We start from the raw sequence: 17,074 nt of genomic DNA on the forward strand, positions 1-17,074 counted from the left end.
AGGGGGGCTCATTGCTTGACCAGCCGGTAGCCCTGGCCGTGCAGGGTTTCCAGCATGGGGCTGGGGAAGGGCTTGTCCAGGGCGTTGCGCAGGGCATAGATGTGGCTGCGCAGGGCGTCGGAGTCGGGCTCCTCATCGCCCCAGACGGTGTCGAGCACCTCCTGGCGCGTCACCAGCTGGGGGGCCCGTTTCACCAGCAGGGTGAGGATCTGGAACGGGATCTTGCCGAGCTTGAGCTCCACCCCGGCGCGGGTGGCGCGGCCCGCGGCGGGATCCACCTCCAGCTCGCCGAACGCCAGCGCCCCCATGTCGCTGCGGGGGCCGCGCAGGGCCAGGGCCTGCAACCGCACCTCCAGCTCCTCCATGGCGAACGGCTTGACCAGGTAGTCGTCGCCCCCCGCCTTGAAACCTGCCAGCTTGTCCTCCAGGCTGTCGCGGGCGGTGAGAAAGAGCACAGGGGTGGCGATGCCGTCCGAGCGCAACCGCTCGACGGTGCGCAGGCCGTCGAGGCGCGGCATCATGACGTCCATGATGATGACGTCGAAACGCTGCTCGGCCAGCAGTTGCAGGGCGGCCTGGCCGTGATAGGCGCAGTCCACCCTGTGCCCGGCCAGCTCCAGATAGTCCATGACGGTCTCAGCCACCTGGGGACTGTCTTCCACCACCAGTATTTTCATGCTCTGATCTCCTGGTTTGGGCCGAGATTTCACGGCCATTTCACACCGGATGAGACATCCTGTGTGCCAGTGTAACCCCGAGGATCCCCGATGAAGAAGTCTCTCTGCGCCCTCTGGCTATTGATTTTATTGCCCTTTGGCCTGGTGCAGGCGGCCGAGTTCAAGCTGACCGGCCGCACCAGCTGGCAGCTGGGCCAGTTGATGGTCAACGGTATTCCCTTCGTGATCGATGACCAGACCCGCTTCAAGGATGGGCTGGACGAAGACGATCTCGGCGGTACCTGGGTCGATCTGGAAGGGGTGATCGAGGGGGACAGGCGGCTGGTTCGCGAGGTGGAGCCGCTGGAAGAAAAGCATGAGATGGAGCTGGAAGGGCCTGTGGCTCAGGGACGGATCTGGGGTTATGTCACCTCGGACGACAGCCTGACCCCCTTCGAAGGGCGCTGGCTGGAGCTAGAGTGCCGCTTCGACGGCATGCGTCTGAGCCGCTGCCGGGAGGACGACTGAGCCGCAGCACCACCCGACCGGAAAAATTGCCCGTCCGGGCCCATAGTTAAACCTCCTTGCCGGGTTGACCATGGGCCTGCTTGCTATGACCAGAACCGCCTTGTTCCTGCTGCTCTCCTTTCACGCCCTTGCCGACGAGCCCGAACTCTGGCTGGTGGAGCTGGAGCACAACGACGGCATCCGCCTGCAGTTCCAGGGGGCCGAGCTGGAGCTCGGCAGCGCCACCCTGATCGGGGCGGTGCAGTTTGACGATCTCAGGCCCGGCATGCACCTCGCCATCCAGAGCCGATACGGCGTGGCCGAGCAGATCCGGGTGCTCGCCACGGCGCCGGATCCGGCCCAGAGCAGCCAGTGGCTGCGGGCGGAGGACAGGCTGGTCGCCACCGCAGGAGAGAGCCTGCTGCTGCAGCAACTGGGGGGGCTGGTGTTTGATGCCGGTACCCGCTGGGTGAATGGCAGCCCCGCCGATCTGCAACCGGGTCGCAGACTGGTGCTGAGCCGGGATGATGAGGGCCGTCTGACCGAGATCCTGATCCCCAACCCGGAGGATGAATGAAGAAATAGCGCCACAAGGTGGCGCTATTTCTGTCGCTTATTGGAAGTGTATGTTCTCGAGAGGGATCTGGATGGCGTTCCAGGAGGTGGCACAGGGGGTCGGGCTTGGGTAGGTAAACTCGAACAGTTTCTGTTTATCCTTGTTGATCCCCTGAATGATGGCACGGGTTCTATTGTCGGCTGCCGCATAGTTGATCAGAAAGTCCCCTTGGGCAGATAGCTGATCCTGATAGATACTCGAGCAGATATCCGAATAAATACCATCGTCAAAACTCCAAATCATCTGGCCAGTTTTGTTCTGACTATCAATATCAAAGATGGCTGTCTGGCTGGTTGCGAGGTCGATGCCAGCAGGGGTGCCAGAGGGATGATTGAAACTCTTCAGGCCGTTGTTGAACAGCATCAATTTCCCTTCTTTGGTGATAGATACAGCATGCTGCCCTATAGGCACTTGCCCTGAGGAGAGTGACAAGGCCAACTTTTGTAGAGAGGGGTAGGAGTACCAGTGCTTGGTCTCGTCCCCCAGCAACCAGATGATCTTCCCTGTGTTGTAATCCAGTTTTACCACGAAGTTTTCACGGCTGGAGACCAGCAAGGTGTCATCGGCTGGATCATAGGTGGCTGCGTTCATGTGGAACCAGTCCACACCATTTCTGACAAAGTTGCTGGGATCATCCCCTTCCTGCACCATATATTCAGAGAATATTTTACCGAGGTCCCACTCTTTAATCACATTGCCTGACTCGTCTATCTCACTTAAAAATGACTCTATTTTTAACGCACCATCAGTTGTGCCATCGAGCTCAATCAATATACCTTTTTTACCCGGGTCTATATTATGGTGAAAATATGCATCACTTCCCATTTTTGTGTCATTGATGACAGCGGAGTCAGTTTTTCCATAAAGTGAAATTATATCTATGGCGGCCCCGCCAGATCCCATCACTGGACGTCCAGTAATAAACATATTGTTCATAAATGTCGATGCCATGGAATCTCTCTTTGTTTCCGCATCCCACCTAACTTCACCATCAATATCCATGACAATGGGATTCTTCAATCTACTTTTTAAATAAAAATAGCTATAGCTCGGTGTAGCCATTGGCTTGATGCTGATGCCAACGTTGTCATAAATACCTGCACTATCAACATAGGTGGCCGCGGGGACCATCTTCTGAAATGAGTAGATGCTGTCATCGATATACTGAATGTCTATTGTGAGTTCATTCAGATAGTCGCTGTAGAGGCCAAATATTGGAACTTGGACGCTGTTATTTGTAGCGTCAAATAGTCCATTATTGGATAGATAGCTCCAATCATATGTGGCAGAGACAGGCTTGGCAAAATTGCCATCTTTTGTCTTTATACGGAAGGAGATGTTTTTTATTTTGCCGGTATCCAGTCCATCCATATTTAATGCTGAAATGAACACTGACGTATGCTGATCATCTTCAATAACCTGTGTCGCAGGGTCATAAGCAGATTGCTCGGCCAGAGTCTTGCTGTCATTGCTACTGTCGCATCCATATAAGCCGAAGCAGCACATGCCAAGAATAAGTGTCTTTTTGTGGTTCATAATAAACATCATCCCTATGTTAATGAACAAGATTCATTGTAGTGAAAAAATCATGGTTGAGTTAAAAGATAGGCCGTATATACTGGCGCCATCTTGTCGGAGTGCTGACCGTCGAACGACGCAAAGCTGAGACCGTTAATTCGGGATCCGTGGAACCTGATCAGGTTAAGACCTGCGAAGGGAAACAAGGGTAACTTGCGAGTTGCCGCGCCGGGGGAGTAGCCACTTCCCCCTTGCCTTGAGGGGAGCCCCCAGGCAAGAACTGGCGCACAGGAGGGAGGTCGTCCCGCCGCTTGCCCGTCAGGGCGGCGAATGTCCCCGCAAGGGGGCGGGACGGCAGAGCAGGGATGATCCATCCCGCGCTCGCTCCCTCTTGAGTGCGCACCCAGATTGCAAGTTCATCACTTCTCCTCGAACTCCAGACAAGCAAACACCCATAACTTCAACCAGTTAATGTGAGTTTTGCTATGTCTACCTCTTCTGAAAACAGCAAGTCCGTGCCCGCCAGCCGCCGGGAGCAGCGCTCCAGTGCCCAGGCCTTTATCGACAACCTCAAGGGCATGGCCCATCCCAACTCCAGACGCATCTTCATCCAGGGTTCCCGTCCCGACATCCGGGTGGGGCTGCGGGAGATAGTCCTGGCCGACACCCTGGTCGGCGGCAGCAAGGAGGATCCCCAGTTCGAGCCCAATGATCCCGTGCCTGTCTACGACACCTCGGGGGCCTATGGGGACGAGCGTGCCGAGATAGACGTGCGCCTCGGCCTGCCGCGCCTGCGTGAAAACTGGGTGCTGGAGCGTGGCGACACCGAAGCCCTGGATGATCTCAGCTCCGCCTTCACCCAGGAGCGCCTGGCGGACGAGGGGCTGGATCATCTGCGTTTCGATAACTTGCCCAAGCCGCTGCGCGCCAGGACGGGTCGCCGGGTGACCCAGCTGCACTACGCCCGTCAGGGGATGGTCACTCCGGAGATGGAGTTCATCGCCATTCGCGAGAACATGGGTCGCGAGCGGGTGCGCTCCGAGCTGCTGCTGCGCCAGCATCCGGGTCAGGGCTTCGGCGCCCGCCTGCCCGAGAACATCACCCCCGAATTCGTGCGCGACGAGGTGGCCGCCGGCCGCGCCATCATCCCGAGCAACATCAACCACCCGGAAGCCGAGCCCATGATCATCGGCCGCAACTTCCTGGTGAAGATCAACGCCAACATAGGCAACTCGGCGGTCACCTCCAGCATCGAGGAGGAGGTGGAGAAGCTGGTGTGGTCCACCCGCTGGGGCGCCGACACCGTCATGGATCTCTCCACCGGCCGCTACATCCACGAGACCCGCGAGTGGATCCTGCGCAACAGCCCTGTGCCCATCGGCACAGTGCCCATCTACCAGGCGCTGGAGAAGACCAACGGCATCGCCGAGGATCTCACCTGGGAGCTGTTCCGCGACACCCTGCTGGAGCAGGCCGAGCAGGGGGTGGACTACTTCACCATCCACGCCGGCGTGCTGCTGCGCTACGTGCCCATGACCGCCAAGCGCCTCACCGGCATCGTCTCCCGTGGCGGCAGCATCATGGCCAAGTGGTGCCTCTCCCACCACAAGGAGAACTTCCTCTATCAGCATTTCCGCGAGATCTGCGAGATCTGCGCCGCCTATGACGTGGCCCTGTCGCTGGGCGACGGCCTGCGTCCGGGCTCCGTCTATGACGCCAACGACGAGGCCCAGTTCGCCGAGTTGCACACCCTGGGTGAGCTCACCAAAATCGCCTGGGAGTACGACGTCCAGGTGATGATAGAGGGGCCGGGCCACGTCCCCATGCACATGATAGAGCGCAACATGACGGAGCAGCTGGAGCACTGCCACGAGGCGCCCTTCTACACCCTGGGCCCGCTCACCACAGACATAGCCCCCGGCTACGATCACTTCACCTCCGGCATAGGCGCCGCCATGATCGGCTGGTACGGCTGCGCCATGCTCTGCTACGTCACCCCCAAGGAGCACCTGGGGCTGCCGAACAAGGAGGACGTCAAGCAGGGCCTCATCACCTACAAGATCGCCGCCCACGCCGCCGATCTCGCCAAGGGGCACCCGGGCGCCCAGATCCGCGACAACGCCATGTCCAAGGCGCGCTTCGAGTTCCGCTGGGAGGATCAGTTCAACCTGGCGCTGGATCCCGAGACCGCCCGTGCCTACCACGACGAGACCCTGCCCCAGGAGTCCGGCAAGGTGGCCCACTTCTGCTCCATGTGCGGCCCCAAGTTCTGCTCCATGAAGATCACCCAGGACGTGCGCGACTACGCCGCCAAGCTGGAAGCGGTCGAGGTGAAACTGGTGGGCATGGATGGCCAGCAGGAGCGGGTGGTGGCCGAGGTGGAGAGCGGCATGCACCGTATGGCAGAGACCTTCAAGGAGAAGGGGGGCGAGCTCTATCATCAGGCGGCGGCCCTCAAAGAGGAGCGGGAAGAAGCATGAGCAGCAAGCCCATCGTCTGGACCATAGCCGGTTCCGACTCGGGGGGCGGTGCCGGCATCCAGGCCGATCTGCACAGCCTGCACGCCCTCGGGGTGCACGGCTGCTCCGTCATCTCCGCCATCACCGCCCAGAATTCGGTGGCGGTGAAGATGGTGGATCCTGTGCTGATGCAGACCTTCTGCGCCCAGATCGACGCCCTCGGCGTCGATCTGCCCCCGGCCGCCATCAAGATCGGTCTGCTGCCGACCCGGCTCCATGTGGAGGTGCTGGCCCGGCGGCTCGATACGATAAGCGCCCCTTTCGTGGTCTATGACCCCGTGGCCATCGCCAGCACAGGCACCCCCATGGCGGAGCCCAACATGCTGGCGGCGGTGCGCGAGCACCTGCTGCCGCGCCTCTCCTTGATTACCCCCAACGGCCCCGAGCTGGAAGCCCTGACCGGCATTCCGGCGACCAACCCTGCGCTGGTAAGGGCGGGCGCGGCCAGGCTGCGGGAGCTCGGCGCCCGCGCCGTGCTGGTCAAGGGCGGTCACCTTGAGTGGAGCGGGGATCTCTGCCTCGACTACTACCAGGACGAGCACCGCGAGTTCTGGCTGGCGGCGCCGCGGCTCGATACCCGCCACGGCCACGGCACCGGCTGTTGTTACGCCAGCGCCATCGCGGCCGTGGTGGCGCTGGATTATCCGGTGGAGGATGCAATCACCTTGGCGCGCGCCTATCTGCAGCAAGGGCTGGCAGGGGCGCAGGGGGTGGGAGCGGGCCCAGGCCCCATCGCCCATCTCGGCTGGCCCGTGGATCTCGCCCACTTCCCCCGGGCCGTGCTGGCAGGATCAAGGCTGGATCGTCGCTTCGGTCTTTATGAGGTGAGTTCCGCCCGTCTGCCCCAGGGGCCCTTTGCCCCGACCGAACACTGTCTCGGCCTATACCCGGTGGTGGATTCGGTGCCGTGGCTGGAGCGGCTGCTGGAAGCCGGGGTCAGGACACTGCAACTGCGCATCAAGGCGCTGCCCGCCGCCCAGGTGGCGCTGGCGATCGCCGAGGCGGTGGCCCTGGGGCGCCGCTTCGGGGCCCGGCTCTTTATCAACGACTACTGGCAGCAGGCCATCGCCGCGGGTGCTTACGGCGTGCATCTGGGTCAGGAGGACATGGAAACGGCGGATCTCGCCGCCATTCAGGCCGCCGGCCTGCGCCTTGGCATCTCCACCCACGGCTACTTCGAGCTGATGCGTGCCCGCGAACTCGCTCCGTCCTATATCGCGCTCGGCCATATCTTCCCCACCAACACCAAGCAGATGCCGTCCCGCCCCCAGGGGCTGGTGCGGCTGCACCACTACCGCGCCCTGATGGTGCAGTGGCCCACGGTCGCCATCGGCGGTATCGGCGAGGATCGCGTGGCGGCGGTCAAGGAGAGCGGGGTCGGCAGTATCGCCCTGGTCTCCGCCATCACAGGGAGCGACGACTGGCGGGGGGCCACCGCTCGCCTGCTGGCCGCCGTGGGGGCCGGGGATGAGCCACTCTCTGCCACCGTTATGCGGGAGGTGGAACATGCTCTCTGACAAGGCGTCGCTGAGCGACGAAGAGTACCTGAGATACGGCAGGCAGCTGATGCTGGCCGAGATAGGGGAAGAGGGGCAGGTGAGGCTGAAAGCCAAGTCGGTGCTGATCGTCGGTCTAGGGGGGCTCGGCTCGCCGCTCGCCCTCTATCTGGCCGGGGCCGGGGTCGGCACGCTCTGGCTCGCCGATGGCGACACCCTGGATTCCAGCAACCTGCCGCGCCAGATCCTGTTCGACGGGGAGGGGCTGCGCCGCTCCAAGGCGGAACTGGCCAGGGAGCGGTTGGCGGCCCACAACCCCCATGTGGAGCTGATTGCCATCAACCAGCGCCTCGATGGGGCCAGCCTGCCGGAGTTTGTGGCCGAGGTGGATCTGGTGATCGATTGCTGCGACAACCTCGCCAGCCGCCACGCCATCAACGCCGCCTGCGTCGAGCAGGGCAAGCCCTGGATCTCGGCGGCCGCCGTCGGCTGGCAGGGTCAGCTGATGGCGCGCAGCGCCCCTGAGCATGCCTGCTACGCCTGCCTCTACCCGGTGGATACCGACGTAAGGGAGAGCTGCCAGAGCAGCGGCGTCACCGGCCCCCTGGTGGGGGTGATGGGCTCCCTGCAGGCGCTGGAAGCGCTCAAGCTGCTGCTCGGGCGCCCCAGCCCGGTGGCGGGCACCCTGCGCCGCTTCGATGCCCTGACCCATGAGTGGCAGTGCCTGCGCCTGCCCGCCGACCCCGACTGCCCGGTCTGCGGCAGCACCAACCCGGCCCTGAAGGATTAACCATGAAGATCCGATTGAACGATATCGAGCTGACGCTGCCCACCGGCCAGCGCCTGACTGAGCTGCTGGCGGTGCAGGAGATTGCCCCTCAGGGGGTGGCGGTGGCCCTCAACGGCGCCGTGCTGCCCCGCAGCCGCTGGCCCGAGACCCGCCTCAATGACGGGGACGAGATCCACCTTTTCACCGCCATCGCCGGAGGCTGAGATGCTGACCATAGCGAACCATACCTTCTCCTCGCGCCTGTTCACCGGCACCGGCAAGTTTGCCCGCCCGGACCTGATGGCCGCCGCCATAGCGGCGAGCGGCTCCCAACTGGTGACCATGGCCATCAAGCGCCTCGAGCCCGGCAAGGCCCACGACGATATCCTCACGCCCCTTCGGCAACTGGGGGTCAAGCTGCTGCCCAACACCTCGGGGGCCAAGACCGCCGCCGAAGCGGTGTTTGCCGCCCATCTGGCCCGGGAGGCGCTGGGGACGAACTGGCTCAAGCTCGAGATCCACCCCGATCCCAAATACCTGCTGCCCGACCCCATAGAGACCCTCAAGGCCGCCGAACAGCTGGTGAAAGAGGGCTTCGTGGTGCTGCCCTACTGCGGCGCCGACCCCGTGCTGTGCAAGCGACTCGAAGAGGTGGGCTGCGCCGCCGTGATGCCGCTCGGCGCCCCCATCGGCTCCAATCAGGGGCTGGTGACCCGGGAGTTCCTCTCCATCATCATCGAGCAGGCGCGGGTGCCCGTGGTGGTGGATGCGGGCATAGGTGCGCCTAGCCACGCCGCCGCCGCCTTCGAGCTCGGCGCCGACGCCGTGCTGGTCAACACCGCCATCGCGGTGAGCGGCGACCCGGTCGCCATGGGCCGCGCCTTCGCGCTCGCCTGCGAAGCCGGGCGCAGCGCCTATGAGGCGGGTCTCGGGGCGCGCGGCAGCCAGGCGCAGGCCTCCAGCCCCCTGACCGATTTTCTGGGGGCGCTATGAGTCATGAGGCTGGAACGATGAGTGACGTTGAGCCTTTCGCACCACCCCAAGTGCGCCCGAGTGATAGCCCCCCTCTCCCTCTGGGAGAGGGGGGGAGGGCTGAGGAGCCTTCCTTTATCGACCGCTGGCAGGAGCTTGACTGGGACGACGTGGGCATGCAGATCCGCGCCAGGACGGCCCTGGATGTGGAGCGTGCCCTGAGCGCACCACGCCGCACCCTGGCGGATTTTATGGCGCTCATCTCCCCGGCCGCCGAACCCTTCCTGCCCCGGATGGCGGAGCTGGCTGAGCGCCTGACCCGCCAGCGTTTCGGCAATACGGTGGGCTTCTATGTGCCCCTCTATCTGTCGAACCTCTGCGCCAACGACTGCTCCTACTGCGGCTTCTCCATGAGCAATCGCCTGAAGCGCAAGACCCTGAACAGCGAAGAGATAGAGCGCGAGTGCCTGGCCCTCAAGGCACGGGGATTCGACAGCGTGCTGCTGGTGACCGGCGAGCACGAGACCAAGGTGGGCATGGACTACTTTCGCGAGCATCTGCCGCGGATCCGCCGCCACTTCAGCACCCTGGCGATGGAGGTGCAGCCCCTGTCGCAGGCAGAATACGCCGAGCTCAAGACCCTGGGGCTGGATGCCGTCATGGTCTACCAGGAGACCTACCACGCCCCCGCCTACGCCCGCCATCACCTGCGCGGCAACAAGCAGGATATCGCGTGGCGCCTCGCCACCCCGGACCGGCTGGGGCGCGCCGGCATCGACAAGATTGGCCTGGGGGCGCTGATTGGCCTCTCGCCGGACTGGCGCGCCGACAGCTACTTCGTGGCCGAGCACCTGGCCTGGATGGAGCGCCACCACTGGCAGAGCCGCTATTCCCTCTCCTTCCCGCGGCTGCGTCCCTGCACCGGGGGGCTGGAGCCCGAGGTGGTGATGTCGGACCGCCAGCTGGTGCAACTTATCTGCGCCTGGCGCCTCTTCTCGCCGATCCTGGAGCTGTCCCTCTCCACCCGGGAGTCCCCGGCGTTTCGCAACGGCGCCCTGCGCCTTGGCATCACCCAGATGTCGGCGGAGTCGCGCACCCAGCCGGGGGGCTATGCGGAAGGGGACAAGGAGGAGCTGGAGCAGTTCGCCATCCACGACGACAGAGCCCTGGGGGAGGTGGCCACCGCCGTGCGCCAGGCCGGGTTGCAGCCGGTGTTCAAGGACTGGGAACCGTTTTTGGGCCGATAGGGGCGGCCAGGCCCCCCTTTGGCCTGGCAGCCGCCCGGCATAACGGTTGGGCGCTGTTCGGTCTCGCGCCTTGCTGGCTGCGATGCGTTGGCGCCCTCCCCTGGGAAGGGGAGGGCTGGGGAGGGGTCTTGATGCGGCAATGTCGCGTCGCTGTAGGGTCGATTAGCCGTCAGGCGTAATCGTCCGTTCCGCGTGATGGGGGAATGGCATGGCTTCGCCATGCAGGATGCGAGGCCGTTGGCCTCGACGGGGTTTCGCCCGCCCTTCGGGCTGGGGCGAGTGACTTTGGAAAGACCCAAAGTCACCAAAGGTCTTCTCCCCCGCTTATTCGCCCGACTTACGTCGGGTGCCTTCGGCTCACCCGCTTGTCCGACGGCACGCGCCGACGGGCCATCCATGGCCCGGCGCCGCTCGCTCGACATCCTGTCTCGCGGCCTGGACAAGCGGACTCGCTTCAGCGAATAAGAGGGGGGAACCAAGCAGGATTTTGCCTGTGTAAAAGCATCATGCTTGCCCTGTCAGTAATGGACCGCCCAAATGGATGATGTTCTACTGATACTATTTGAAATAGTATCAAGCAGCATTTCTGCGATACCAATGAACTGCTCTATCAGAAAGGATGTCGGGGTTGCTATCCACTTCAGTTTCTATATTTAGAGTTTTTAAATACCAACAGGATTTATCAATTTCCAAATCAACTTGGTCGCGTTTTTCCACCTTGAGGCCATTATTCGGGGATAATATGAAGATAGCCCCACATTTATATTCACTATAGCTTTTTAAAGCCAATGAAATATCTCTTTGCGCATCATATAGATGGCACTTAGCTAAGTTTTCATCAGCATATGCTGCCGATGCTATTGTACCAAGAGAGTTTTTAGCTCTGTATGGAAGATAAATAGTCTGTGACTGTTGTCCCAGAGGGACTCTTTTTGATGGCGAAGGATCTCGCATTTCAAAATATTCTTCTAACTTAAGATGTTGCTGTAAATATCCATCCATTATATTATAAAGTCTGTCTCTAGAAATCGGTGCGTATGCACGCTCTCTTTTTTTTGTCACTTTTATTGATAAAGGTACAACATTTAAAAATAAAGATGAAACAATATCGTCGGCAGACTCGCCTTGGGCATAGCCATTATTCTTGAATGTTAAGCTTTGGTACTTGTTTGATAAGAAGTCATCCCCTGAATGGATGATTTCTCTTGCCACATCACATGCAAGCTTAAGATGAAAAACCATACTGTGAGAATATAAGCAAGAAATCCTATCAAAATATTCTAGAGTTTGTACAAACACTCCACCTAAATTATCCTTGAAACACACGCAAATATTAAGCCGCTCACCTGTAGCAATGTCTGGTGACCATTGAATCGTGAACCATTCACCCTTGATAATCGGCTGGTGAGAATGCTCATTTAATATAGAATCAAAATTAATCATGCAACCCCCACAAGCACACCAAGTCTTCTGCTTAATCTTTCGTTTGATAAAATAGCCCGTTGTTTCAAAAATGCTAGTAGACTGTCTCTTGCTTGTGGATCCAAAAGCTTATCACACCAATAAATCACTTCAGCCAATACGATATCTAATGCTTCAGCCTGCCCATTAGCACCTCTTATTATATCCATTTTTTGAGGGAGTGTAGGGATGGAACGAAAGACTCGTTCTAATTTATTTTCTGGATTGATAGTTATAGATAAATCCTCAGGAGACCACGCAAGATCCACAGGCATATTGCTATGGTCAATCAGAGTGACTTGGCTATTTGAATCAATGATCAAATTCCCTAAATTTCTATCTTGATTTGCAACCCACTCATCAAATGCGATCGTTTTGTGCAAACTCCCCCAGTCATCAAGAATTTTTCTAAGACTGTCAAACTTAATCATATCGCCAATATTGTAATAACTGGATGGGGATTGCCCAGTAATCTTTGAAGTGACAAATGCAATTGGCGAGATGGTTAAGTCAATCGATTCAATGATCCCATCAGGTAATATCAGTATGCCCGCTTTGGGCGCGACAGGAAGATCGCTTGATTTGGTAAGAAGGTATCCGAGGACTTCATTAAAAACACCAATGCTATCCTCACGAGTAAATATTTTTACATATGATTGTCTCTGTACGCCGTCAGGCCAATCAATAAGGCATAAAAGAGTCAAAGCCATTTGGCCTTCACTGGGTCTGCCTAGCACCGATTTGAAACTTGCCTGGCTGAGTATTTCAATTGAAGATTGCATTCAATTATCCATAACGCCAAAAATGATGGCTGATATTCTAGAGTAAAATGCTAATCGAATACACTGTTCATTTAACCAGCAAGTATTGATGCAAAGCATTCTGGTTAACCCATCATTCTGACAGACGGCGTAGTTGGCGGCTTGGCTTGATGAGTCGCAGAGTGAAGGTCGGCATGACTATGGCAGTTCATCTCAGAAATGTACCTTGTTCCAGAAGTCAGTCTGTGGGGATAAGAGAATAAACATGTGCATCCATAGGCTGGTCATGGAGGAAGATACGATTTCTTGCCCGGCACTCAAAGGTGGCCCCTGCGGCAATGGCGACAGCTTCGCTGGCGGTGTTGCCAACCCCCATCACGATCTCCAGCCGAAATAGACCCAACTGTTGAAAACCAAAGTCACGCAGCAGGGCGACTGCCTGCCGGGCGATGCCTTGGCCTTGCCGGGACTGCCGCACCCAATAGCCGATATTGCCGTAGCGATGATGGGCGGCCAGCTGGTTGATGCCAGCGCCACCCAGTAGCTGTCCGGTGGCGACGCAGAAGAGGCCCATGTCAAAAGCTCGTCCCGCCCCGCGGTCCTGATCGCAGTTGGCAAACCAGGCCAGCGCCTGCTCCCGGTTGAACGAGGGAGTGCACCAGCTCATCCATTTGCCGACCGTCTCGATGGATTCGTGGGCCGCGCGGACAAACTCGTCGGCATCGCCCGCTTCGAACGGGCGAATAACGAGATTGGCGTTGGCAAGGCGCTGGAATGGCATCACTTATCCTGCTTTTTCAGGAAGTAACTGATATGCCCCGGCGGCAAATCGGGCAGCTGGCCAAAGACTTCGTAACCCTGCTTCTGGTAGAAGGGGAGGGCCTGGAAGCTGGTGGTTTCCAGATGGTAGTTGGTGATGCCCTTGCTCTGCGCGTACTGCTCCATGGCGCCGAGCAGGCGGCTGCCCCAGCCATCCTTGCGGATGCTTTCGTCGATCCAGAGCCAGTCGACGTGCAGCCAGCCCCACTTGATGTCGGCGATGATGCCGCCGTGGACCTTGCCCTGTTCATCCTTGATAAAGCTGGCGATCCGCTCGCGCAGGTGGGTGCCGGCGTGATCCAGGTTGTAGCCTGAGAGGCCAACTCGCAGCGCTTCGATCTCATCGTCCTGAGGGGGTTGGGGTGTGGTCAATTGCATAGTGCTTCCTGCTTGATGGTGGTTGTCTCTATCGGGTTGCCGCTTCCAGCTCGGCTATCTGCCCGCGGCTGTTCAGTGCCACCTGTGCGGGCTGACCTGTTTCACCAGGCAGACAAGAAGGGGGATATCCCAACATGGCTGTCCTGGGTATGGATGTGAATGAATGGTCAGGTCTTTTCGGCGGCCATTCGCTTAAGCCCCATACCAACACTGGCAGGCGCCGTGAGCGAGAAACCGAATTGCTGATAGAGTCGATGAGCCTCCCCATCTGCCAACAAGCTGACATAGCCTGACTCCGGTACCTCGCGGGCGATATAGTCGGCGATCTCCGTCATGATCTTTTTGCCTACCCCTTGACCCTGATATTCAGGCAGCACCGCAATATCAACCACTTGATAAAATGTCCCGCCATCTCCGATGATGCGACCCATGCCGATGGCGGTCTGGCCACAAAACACCTGGACGGCAAACAGCGTATTGGGCAGACCACGCTCTGCGGCCTCAAGAGTCTTCGAGCTAAGTCCGGCTGCGGTTCGAAGATAGCGATAGGTTTCGACGGGCGGTGTTGAGTGGACGACAGTGAAAGCGGGTGTGGTCATGTTGATAACTCCAGTGGGACCTGATGGTTTTAAATTCCCATGTAACGCACTGATCTGGTGATGGATGCGTGCTCTCCAGGGCTGTATGGGGAGGCATCTCCTCGATGCCTCCAGGTGGGTAGCTATAACCCCACCCTCTCCAACTCGCCAATGTCCCCGCCGCTGATCAAGTTCAAATTCCGGCTGATCCGCTCCACCGGCCAGTCCCACCAGGCGAGGGCGTTGAGACGGGCTATGGTGTCGTCGTCGAAGCGGTAGCGGATCAGCTTGGCGGGGTTACCGCCGACCACGGCGTAGTCGGGCACGTCGGTGGTGACCACGGAGCGGGCGGCGATGATGGCACCGTTGCCGACCCTGACGCCCGGCATGATCAGGGCCTCATAGCCAATCCAGACGTCGTTGCCGATAAGGGTATCTCCCTTGTAGGGGAGGGTGCCCGGTGCGGGGGCGGCGCTCTCCCAGCCGTTGCCGAAGATGAAGAAGGGGTAGGTGGAGAAACCGGAGGTCTGGTGGTTGGCGCCGTTCATGATGAACTTGACCCCGCGAGCGATGGCGCAGAACTTGCCGATGATCAGCTTGTCGCCGATGAAGGGGAAGTGATAGAGGACGTTGCGCTCAAAGCCTGCGGAATCCTCCGGGTCGTCGTAGTAGCTGTAGTCGCCCACCTCGATATTGGGCCCCTTGATGGTGTTCTTGATAAAGCACACCTGGGGGAAGCCCTCCATGGGGTGGGGATTGGCGGGATCGGGTCCGTGCATGGGGTGCTCCTCTGGGATCTGGGCTCAGGCTACCCTAACGGAACCGGACGGCCCCTTGCCACCTTTTTGTACGGCCCGGTTCGCCAGCCTTTGTCGCCCCCGTCCCATATGCGCATCGACCCGGGGCCGGTTTGTCTCTAGCATGGAGGGGAGGCGGAGCCGGGCTCCGTCAAAATGGATGATTGACGAAGTGCGCCTTGCGCACTTCCGGTGGAGAGAAAAGATGAAGCTGCGTTCCTTGTTGATGGTGGGTGCCCTCTTGCTGGGCGGCTGTGCGGTCAATCCCTATGGGGGGACGCCTGCGCCGGTCGGCGAGCCGGACAAGCCGGTGAGCCAGCCAGAGCAACCTGTGGTCGAGCCTGACAAGGCAGAGCCGGTGCCTGCGCCCGCACCCGTGGCCCCGACCGGCTTGGCGCTCGCCATGGCGGATGCCTTTCTGAAGGCCCCCGAGGTGCAGGCGCTGAGCCAGGATGGCAGCCCTGTGCTGCTGCTGATGGCGCCCCAGAACGGCACAGGGGAGCCCTTCAGTACCCAGCCCATGGCGGTGGCCATGAGCCAGCGCATTCAGGCAAACAGCGGCTTTCGCTTCGCGGATCCCGGCCAGGTGGCGGCCATCACGGGTCAGCTCGAGTACCAGCAGGGGGGCATGAATCCCGCCTCCCTGGTGCGTCTGGGTCGCCAGACCGGGGCCGGTTACATGCTCTACGGGGATCTTCTCTCCGAGGGGAGCCGCTACCGCCTCGCCATGAGCCTGATGGATCTCAAGAGCGGCGAGCTGCTCTGGAGCGGGAGCCGCTCCGCCAGCCGCTGATCCCCTCATCCCGGCCACCGAAAACGCCATCGAGCCCCTCTCGATGGCGTTTTCGTTTCAAGGCGCCAGCGCGCTCGCCGCGAGCGCCTGTCATGGGCCGAGTGGTGCCATATACCCCTCTGCGGGTACCGATGGCGGGTCCGGGGGAATAGCCGTTCACTACCACACCTGCGGCGCAGCCACGGCATTCTGGCCGTATGCGATACTGAGCGGAGCGTCTATAACAGACAGCTCAGGGCCCTCCCCGCAGATAAAAGGAGCACAGATGGCTCTCTCAGTGGCACAACTCTATGAAGTGATGACCCAGTTGCCCGACCCCGTCTTCATCCTCAGTGAAGATGGTCATTACATCGAGTACATAGGCGGGGTGGAGCAGCAGTCATATCAGGATGGCAACCCCCTGATCGGCAAGCGGTTGTTCGACGTGCTGCCGGCAGACAAGGCGTTCTGGGTGATGGAGCAGGTGGCCCGTGCCCTGGCCGGCGGCCAGGTGCAGGTGGTGGAGTACGATCTCTCTCCCGCCGAGGTGGAGGGCATAGATGCCGAGGCGGGGCCCCAGGGGATGCAGCGCTTCGAGGGCAAGATAGCGCCGCTGCCCTCCCTCTACGACGGCAAGCGGGCCGTGGCCTGGATGACCCGCAACATCACCCGCCAGCACGAGCTGCAACTGCGGCTCAAGCGGCTCGGGGAGACGGATCAGCTGACCGGCCTCTACAATCGCCACTTCTTCTTCGATCAATACCACCAGAGGGTGCAGGGCCAGCCGCTCACCGGCCTCATCATGCTGGATCTCGATCACTTCAAGCAGATCAACGATCGCTACGGTCACCAGGCCGGGGACAGGGTGCTGTGCCGGGTCTGCGAGTGCGTGTCCGCCCAGCTGCGGGGGGAGGATCTGTTCGTGCGCAGCGGCGGCGAGGAGTTTCTGATCCTGCTGCCGCAGATAGACGAGGGGATATTGCTGAAGGTGGCGGAGCGGATCCGCGCCGCTGTGGCGGCCATGGCGCCGGATCCGGCCCCCGTCACCGTGAGTCTGGGCACCACGCTGATCCGGCCGGGGGAGGAGCTCAGTGCCGTGCTGGCCCGGGCGGACGAGTGGCTCTATCGGGCCAAGCGGGGCGGGCGCAACCAGGTGGCCCACGACGGGGATCCCTGAAAAGCACCCGGGCTTGCAACGAAGGAGGGCG

18 protein-coding genes and 1 riboswitch are annotated in these 17,074 nt (G+C 60.2%); of the genes, 10 read left to right on the forward strand and 8 right to left on the reverse strand.

The window, feature by feature from the left end; genetic code table 11:
* Positions 1–8: 8 nt before the first annotated feature.
* Complete coding sequence (locus tag AC3WR3_RS05665; RefSeq protein ID WP_492291405.1) at positions 9–677, reverse strand: response regulator transcription factor; 669 nt, start codon at positions 675–677, stop codon at positions 9–11.
* A 90-nt stretch (positions 678–767) separates the two neighbouring features.
* Here AC3WR3_RS05665 and AC3WR3_RS05670 point away from each other — a divergent pair, with 90 nt between their 5' ends.
* Together AC3WR3_RS05670 and AC3WR3_RS05675 are read left to right on the forward strand one after the other, a co-directional pair.
* Positions 768–1,184 carry a hypothetical protein gene (locus AC3WR3_RS05670; protein ID WP_492291406.1) on the forward strand — a complete coding sequence of 139 codons (417 nt, stop codon included), beginning with the start codon at positions 768–770 and terminating at the stop codon, positions 1,182–1,184.
* An 85-nt stretch (positions 1,185–1,269) separates the two neighbouring features.
* On the forward strand, positions 1,270–1,740 hold the full coding sequence (locus AC3WR3_RS05675) for a hypothetical protein (RefSeq protein ID WP_492291407.1): 471 nt from the start codon (positions 1,270–1,272) through the stop codon (positions 1,738–1,740).
* Positions 1,741–1,776: 36 nt separating this feature from the next.
* On the opposite strand, the gene AC3WR3_RS05680 is transcribed toward AC3WR3_RS05675, so the two are convergent.
* Positions 1,777–3,315: an aryl-sulfate sulfotransferase gene (locus AC3WR3_RS05680; RefSeq protein ID WP_492291408.1), complete on the reverse strand. Its 1,539-nt coding sequence runs from the start codon at positions 3,313–3,315 to the stop codon at positions 1,777–1,779.
* An 87-nt stretch (positions 3,316–3,402) separates the two neighbouring features.
* Positions 3,403–3,516: riboswitch (TPP riboswitch) on the forward strand.
* A gap of 266 nt (positions 3,517–3,782) precedes the next feature.
* Here AC3WR3_RS05680 and thiC point away from each other — a divergent pair.
* The 6 genes from thiC to thiH are packed head-to-tail and all read left to right on the forward strand — an operon-like array spanning position 3,783 to position 10,300.
* Positions 3,783–5,777: a phosphomethylpyrimidine synthase ThiC gene (gene thiC / locus AC3WR3_RS05685; RefSeq protein ID WP_492291409.1), complete on the forward strand. Its 1,995-nt coding sequence runs from the start codon at positions 3,783–3,785 to the stop codon at positions 5,775–5,777.
* Positions 5,774–7,333 (forward strand): thiamine phosphate synthase, encoded by a 1,560-nt coding sequence (thiE, locus tag AC3WR3_RS05690; protein ID WP_492291410.1) that lies wholly within the window; start codon positions 5,774–5,776, stop codon positions 7,331–7,333. The genes thiC and thiE overlap by 4 nt, the downstream gene beginning before the upstream one ends.
* Complete coding sequence (locus tag AC3WR3_RS05695) at positions 7,323–8,102, forward strand: HesA/MoeB/ThiF family protein (protein WP_492291411.1); 780 nt, start codon at positions 7,323–7,325, stop codon at positions 8,100–8,102. Before thiE ends, AC3WR3_RS05695 begins: the two co-directional genes overlap by 11 nt.
* A 2-nt stretch (positions 8,103–8,104) precedes the next feature.
* Positions 8,105–8,305, forward strand: a complete 201-nt coding sequence (thiS, locus tag AC3WR3_RS05700; RefSeq protein WP_171273090.1) for a sulfur carrier protein ThiS — start codon at positions 8,105–8,107, stop codon at positions 8,303–8,305.
* Position 8,306: 1 nt separating this feature from the next.
* A complete protein-coding gene (locus AC3WR3_RS05705) occupies positions 8,307–9,074 on the forward strand; it encodes a thiazole synthase (protein ID WP_492291412.1) in 768 nt (255 codons plus the stop codon).
* A gap of 17 nt (positions 9,075–9,091) precedes the next feature.
* Positions 9,092–10,300 (forward strand): 2-iminoacetate synthase ThiH, encoded by a 1,209-nt coding sequence (gene thiH, locus AC3WR3_RS05710; RefSeq protein WP_492291413.1) that lies wholly within the window; start codon positions 9,092–9,094, stop codon positions 10,298–10,300.
* Positions 10,301–10,873: 573 nt separating this feature from the next.
* Here the strand turns inward: thiH and AC3WR3_RS05715 are convergent.
* The 6 genes from AC3WR3_RS05715 to AC3WR3_RS05740 form a co-directional block, all read right to left on the reverse strand.
* The gene (locus AC3WR3_RS05715) at positions 10,874–11,743 is read right to left on the reverse strand and encodes a hypothetical protein (RefSeq protein ID WP_492291414.1); all 870 of its coding nucleotides are present in this window, start codon (positions 11,741–11,743) and stop codon (positions 10,874–10,876) included.
* Positions 11,740–12,543, reverse strand: coding sequence for a hypothetical protein (locus AC3WR3_RS05720; RefSeq protein ID WP_492291415.1), 804 nt, complete (start codon positions 12,541–12,543; stop codon positions 11,740–11,742). Before AC3WR3_RS05720 ends, AC3WR3_RS05715 begins: the two co-directional genes overlap by 4 nt.
* Before the next feature lie 217 nt (positions 12,544–12,760).
* Complete coding sequence (locus AC3WR3_RS05725; protein WP_492291416.1) at positions 12,761–13,303, reverse strand: GNAT family N-acetyltransferase; 543 nt, start codon at positions 13,301–13,303, stop codon at positions 12,761–12,763.
* Complete coding sequence (locus AC3WR3_RS05730; protein ID WP_342058930.1) at positions 13,303–13,719, reverse strand: GNAT family N-acetyltransferase; 417 nt, start codon at positions 13,717–13,719, stop codon at positions 13,303–13,305. The genes AC3WR3_RS05725 and AC3WR3_RS05730 overlap by 1 nt, the downstream gene beginning before the upstream one ends.
* 167 nt (positions 13,720–13,886) lie before the next feature.
* Positions 13,887–14,318, reverse strand: coding sequence for a GNAT family N-acetyltransferase (locus tag AC3WR3_RS05735; RefSeq protein WP_342058929.1), 432 nt, complete (start codon positions 14,316–14,318; stop codon positions 13,887–13,889).
* Positions 14,319–14,440: 122 nt separating this feature from the next.
* Positions 14,441–15,076, reverse strand: a complete 636-nt coding sequence (locus AC3WR3_RS05740; protein ID WP_342058928.1) for a Vat family streptogramin A O-acetyltransferase — start codon at positions 15,074–15,076, stop codon at positions 14,441–14,443.
* Positions 15,077–15,299: 223 nt separating this feature from the next.
* Between AC3WR3_RS05740 and AC3WR3_RS05745 the strand changes: the two genes are divergently transcribed.
* A complete protein-coding gene (locus AC3WR3_RS05745; protein ID WP_247627374.1) occupies positions 15,300–15,887 on the forward strand; it encodes a penicillin-binding protein activator LpoB in 588 nt (195 codons plus the stop codon).
* A 265-nt stretch (positions 15,888–16,152) separates the two neighbouring features.
* Positions 16,153–17,043 (forward strand): sensor domain-containing diguanylate cyclase, encoded by an 891-nt coding sequence (locus AC3WR3_RS05750; RefSeq protein WP_202047731.1) that lies wholly within the window; start codon positions 16,153–16,155, stop codon positions 17,041–17,043.
* Positions 17,044–17,074 lie beyond the last annotated feature (31 nt).

It is taken from the genome of Aeromonas sp. EU05-FHT14A05, from assembly GCF_058791175.1.

Excerpts from the sequence above, each read along its gene's own strand:
- AC3WR3_RS05730 (WP_342058930.1), bottom strand. The coding sequence starts at position 13,719 with ATGCAATTGACCACACCCCAACCCCCTCAGGACGATGAGATCGAAGCG.
- thiS (WP_171273090.1), top strand. The coding sequence starts at position 8,105 with ATGAAGATCCGATTGAACGATATCGAGCTGACGCTGCCCACCGGCCAG.
- AC3WR3_RS05670 (WP_492291406.1), top strand. The coding sequence starts at position 768 with ATGAAGAAGTCTCTCTGCGCCCTCTGGCTATTGATTTTATTGCCCTTT.
- AC3WR3_RS05720 (WP_492291415.1), bottom strand. The coding sequence starts at position 12,543 with ATGCAATCTTCAATTGAAATACTCAGCCAGGCAAGTTTCAAATCGGTG.
- AC3WR3_RS05725 (WP_492291416.1), bottom strand. The coding sequence starts at position 13,303 with ATGCCATTCCAGCGCCTTGCCAACGCCAATCTCGTTATTCGCCCGTTC.
- thiH (WP_492291413.1), top strand. The coding sequence starts at position 9,092 with ATGAGTGACGTTGAGCCTTTCGCACCACCCCAAGTGCGCCCGAGTGAT.
- AC3WR3_RS05665 (WP_492291405.1), bottom strand. The coding sequence starts at position 677 with ATGAAAATACTGGTGGTGGAAGACAGTCCCCAGGTGGCTGAGACCGTC.
- AC3WR3_RS05705 (WP_492291412.1), top strand. The coding sequence starts at position 8,307 with ATGCTGACCATAGCGAACCATACCTTCTCCTCGCGCCTGTTCACCGGC.
- thiE (WP_492291410.1), top strand. The coding sequence starts at position 5,774 with ATGAGCAGCAAGCCCATCGTCTGGACCATAGCCGGTTCCGACTCGGGG.
- AC3WR3_RS05680 (WP_492291408.1), bottom strand. The coding sequence starts at position 3,315 with ATGAACCACAAAAAGACACTTATTCTTGGCATGTGCTGCTTCGGCTTA.
- AC3WR3_RS05715 (WP_492291414.1), bottom strand. The coding sequence starts at position 11,743 with ATGATTAATTTTGATTCTATATTAAATGAGCATTCTCACCAGCCGATT.
- AC3WR3_RS05745 (WP_247627374.1), top strand. The coding sequence starts at position 15,300 with ATGAAGCTGCGTTCCTTGTTGATGGTGGGTGCCCTCTTGCTGGGCGGC.
- AC3WR3_RS05740 (WP_342058928.1), bottom strand. The coding sequence starts at position 15,076 with ATGCACGGACCCGATCCCGCCAATCCCCACCCCATGGAGGGCTTCCCC.
- thiC (WP_492291409.1), top strand. The coding sequence starts at position 3,783 with ATGTCTACCTCTTCTGAAAACAGCAAGTCCGTGCCCGCCAGCCGCCGG.
- AC3WR3_RS05750 (WP_202047731.1), top strand. The coding sequence starts at position 16,153 with ATGGCTCTCTCAGTGGCACAACTCTATGAAGTGATGACCCAGTTGCCC.
- AC3WR3_RS05735 (WP_342058929.1), bottom strand. The coding sequence starts at position 14,318 with ATGACCACACCCGCTTTCACTGTCGTCCACTCAACACCGCCCGTCGAA.
- AC3WR3_RS05695 (WP_492291411.1), top strand. The coding sequence starts at position 7,323 with ATGCTCTCTGACAAGGCGTCGCTGAGCGACGAAGAGTACCTGAGATAC.
- AC3WR3_RS05675 (WP_492291407.1), top strand. The coding sequence starts at position 1,270 with ATGACCAGAACCGCCTTGTTCCTGCTGCTCTCCTTTCACGCCCTTGCC.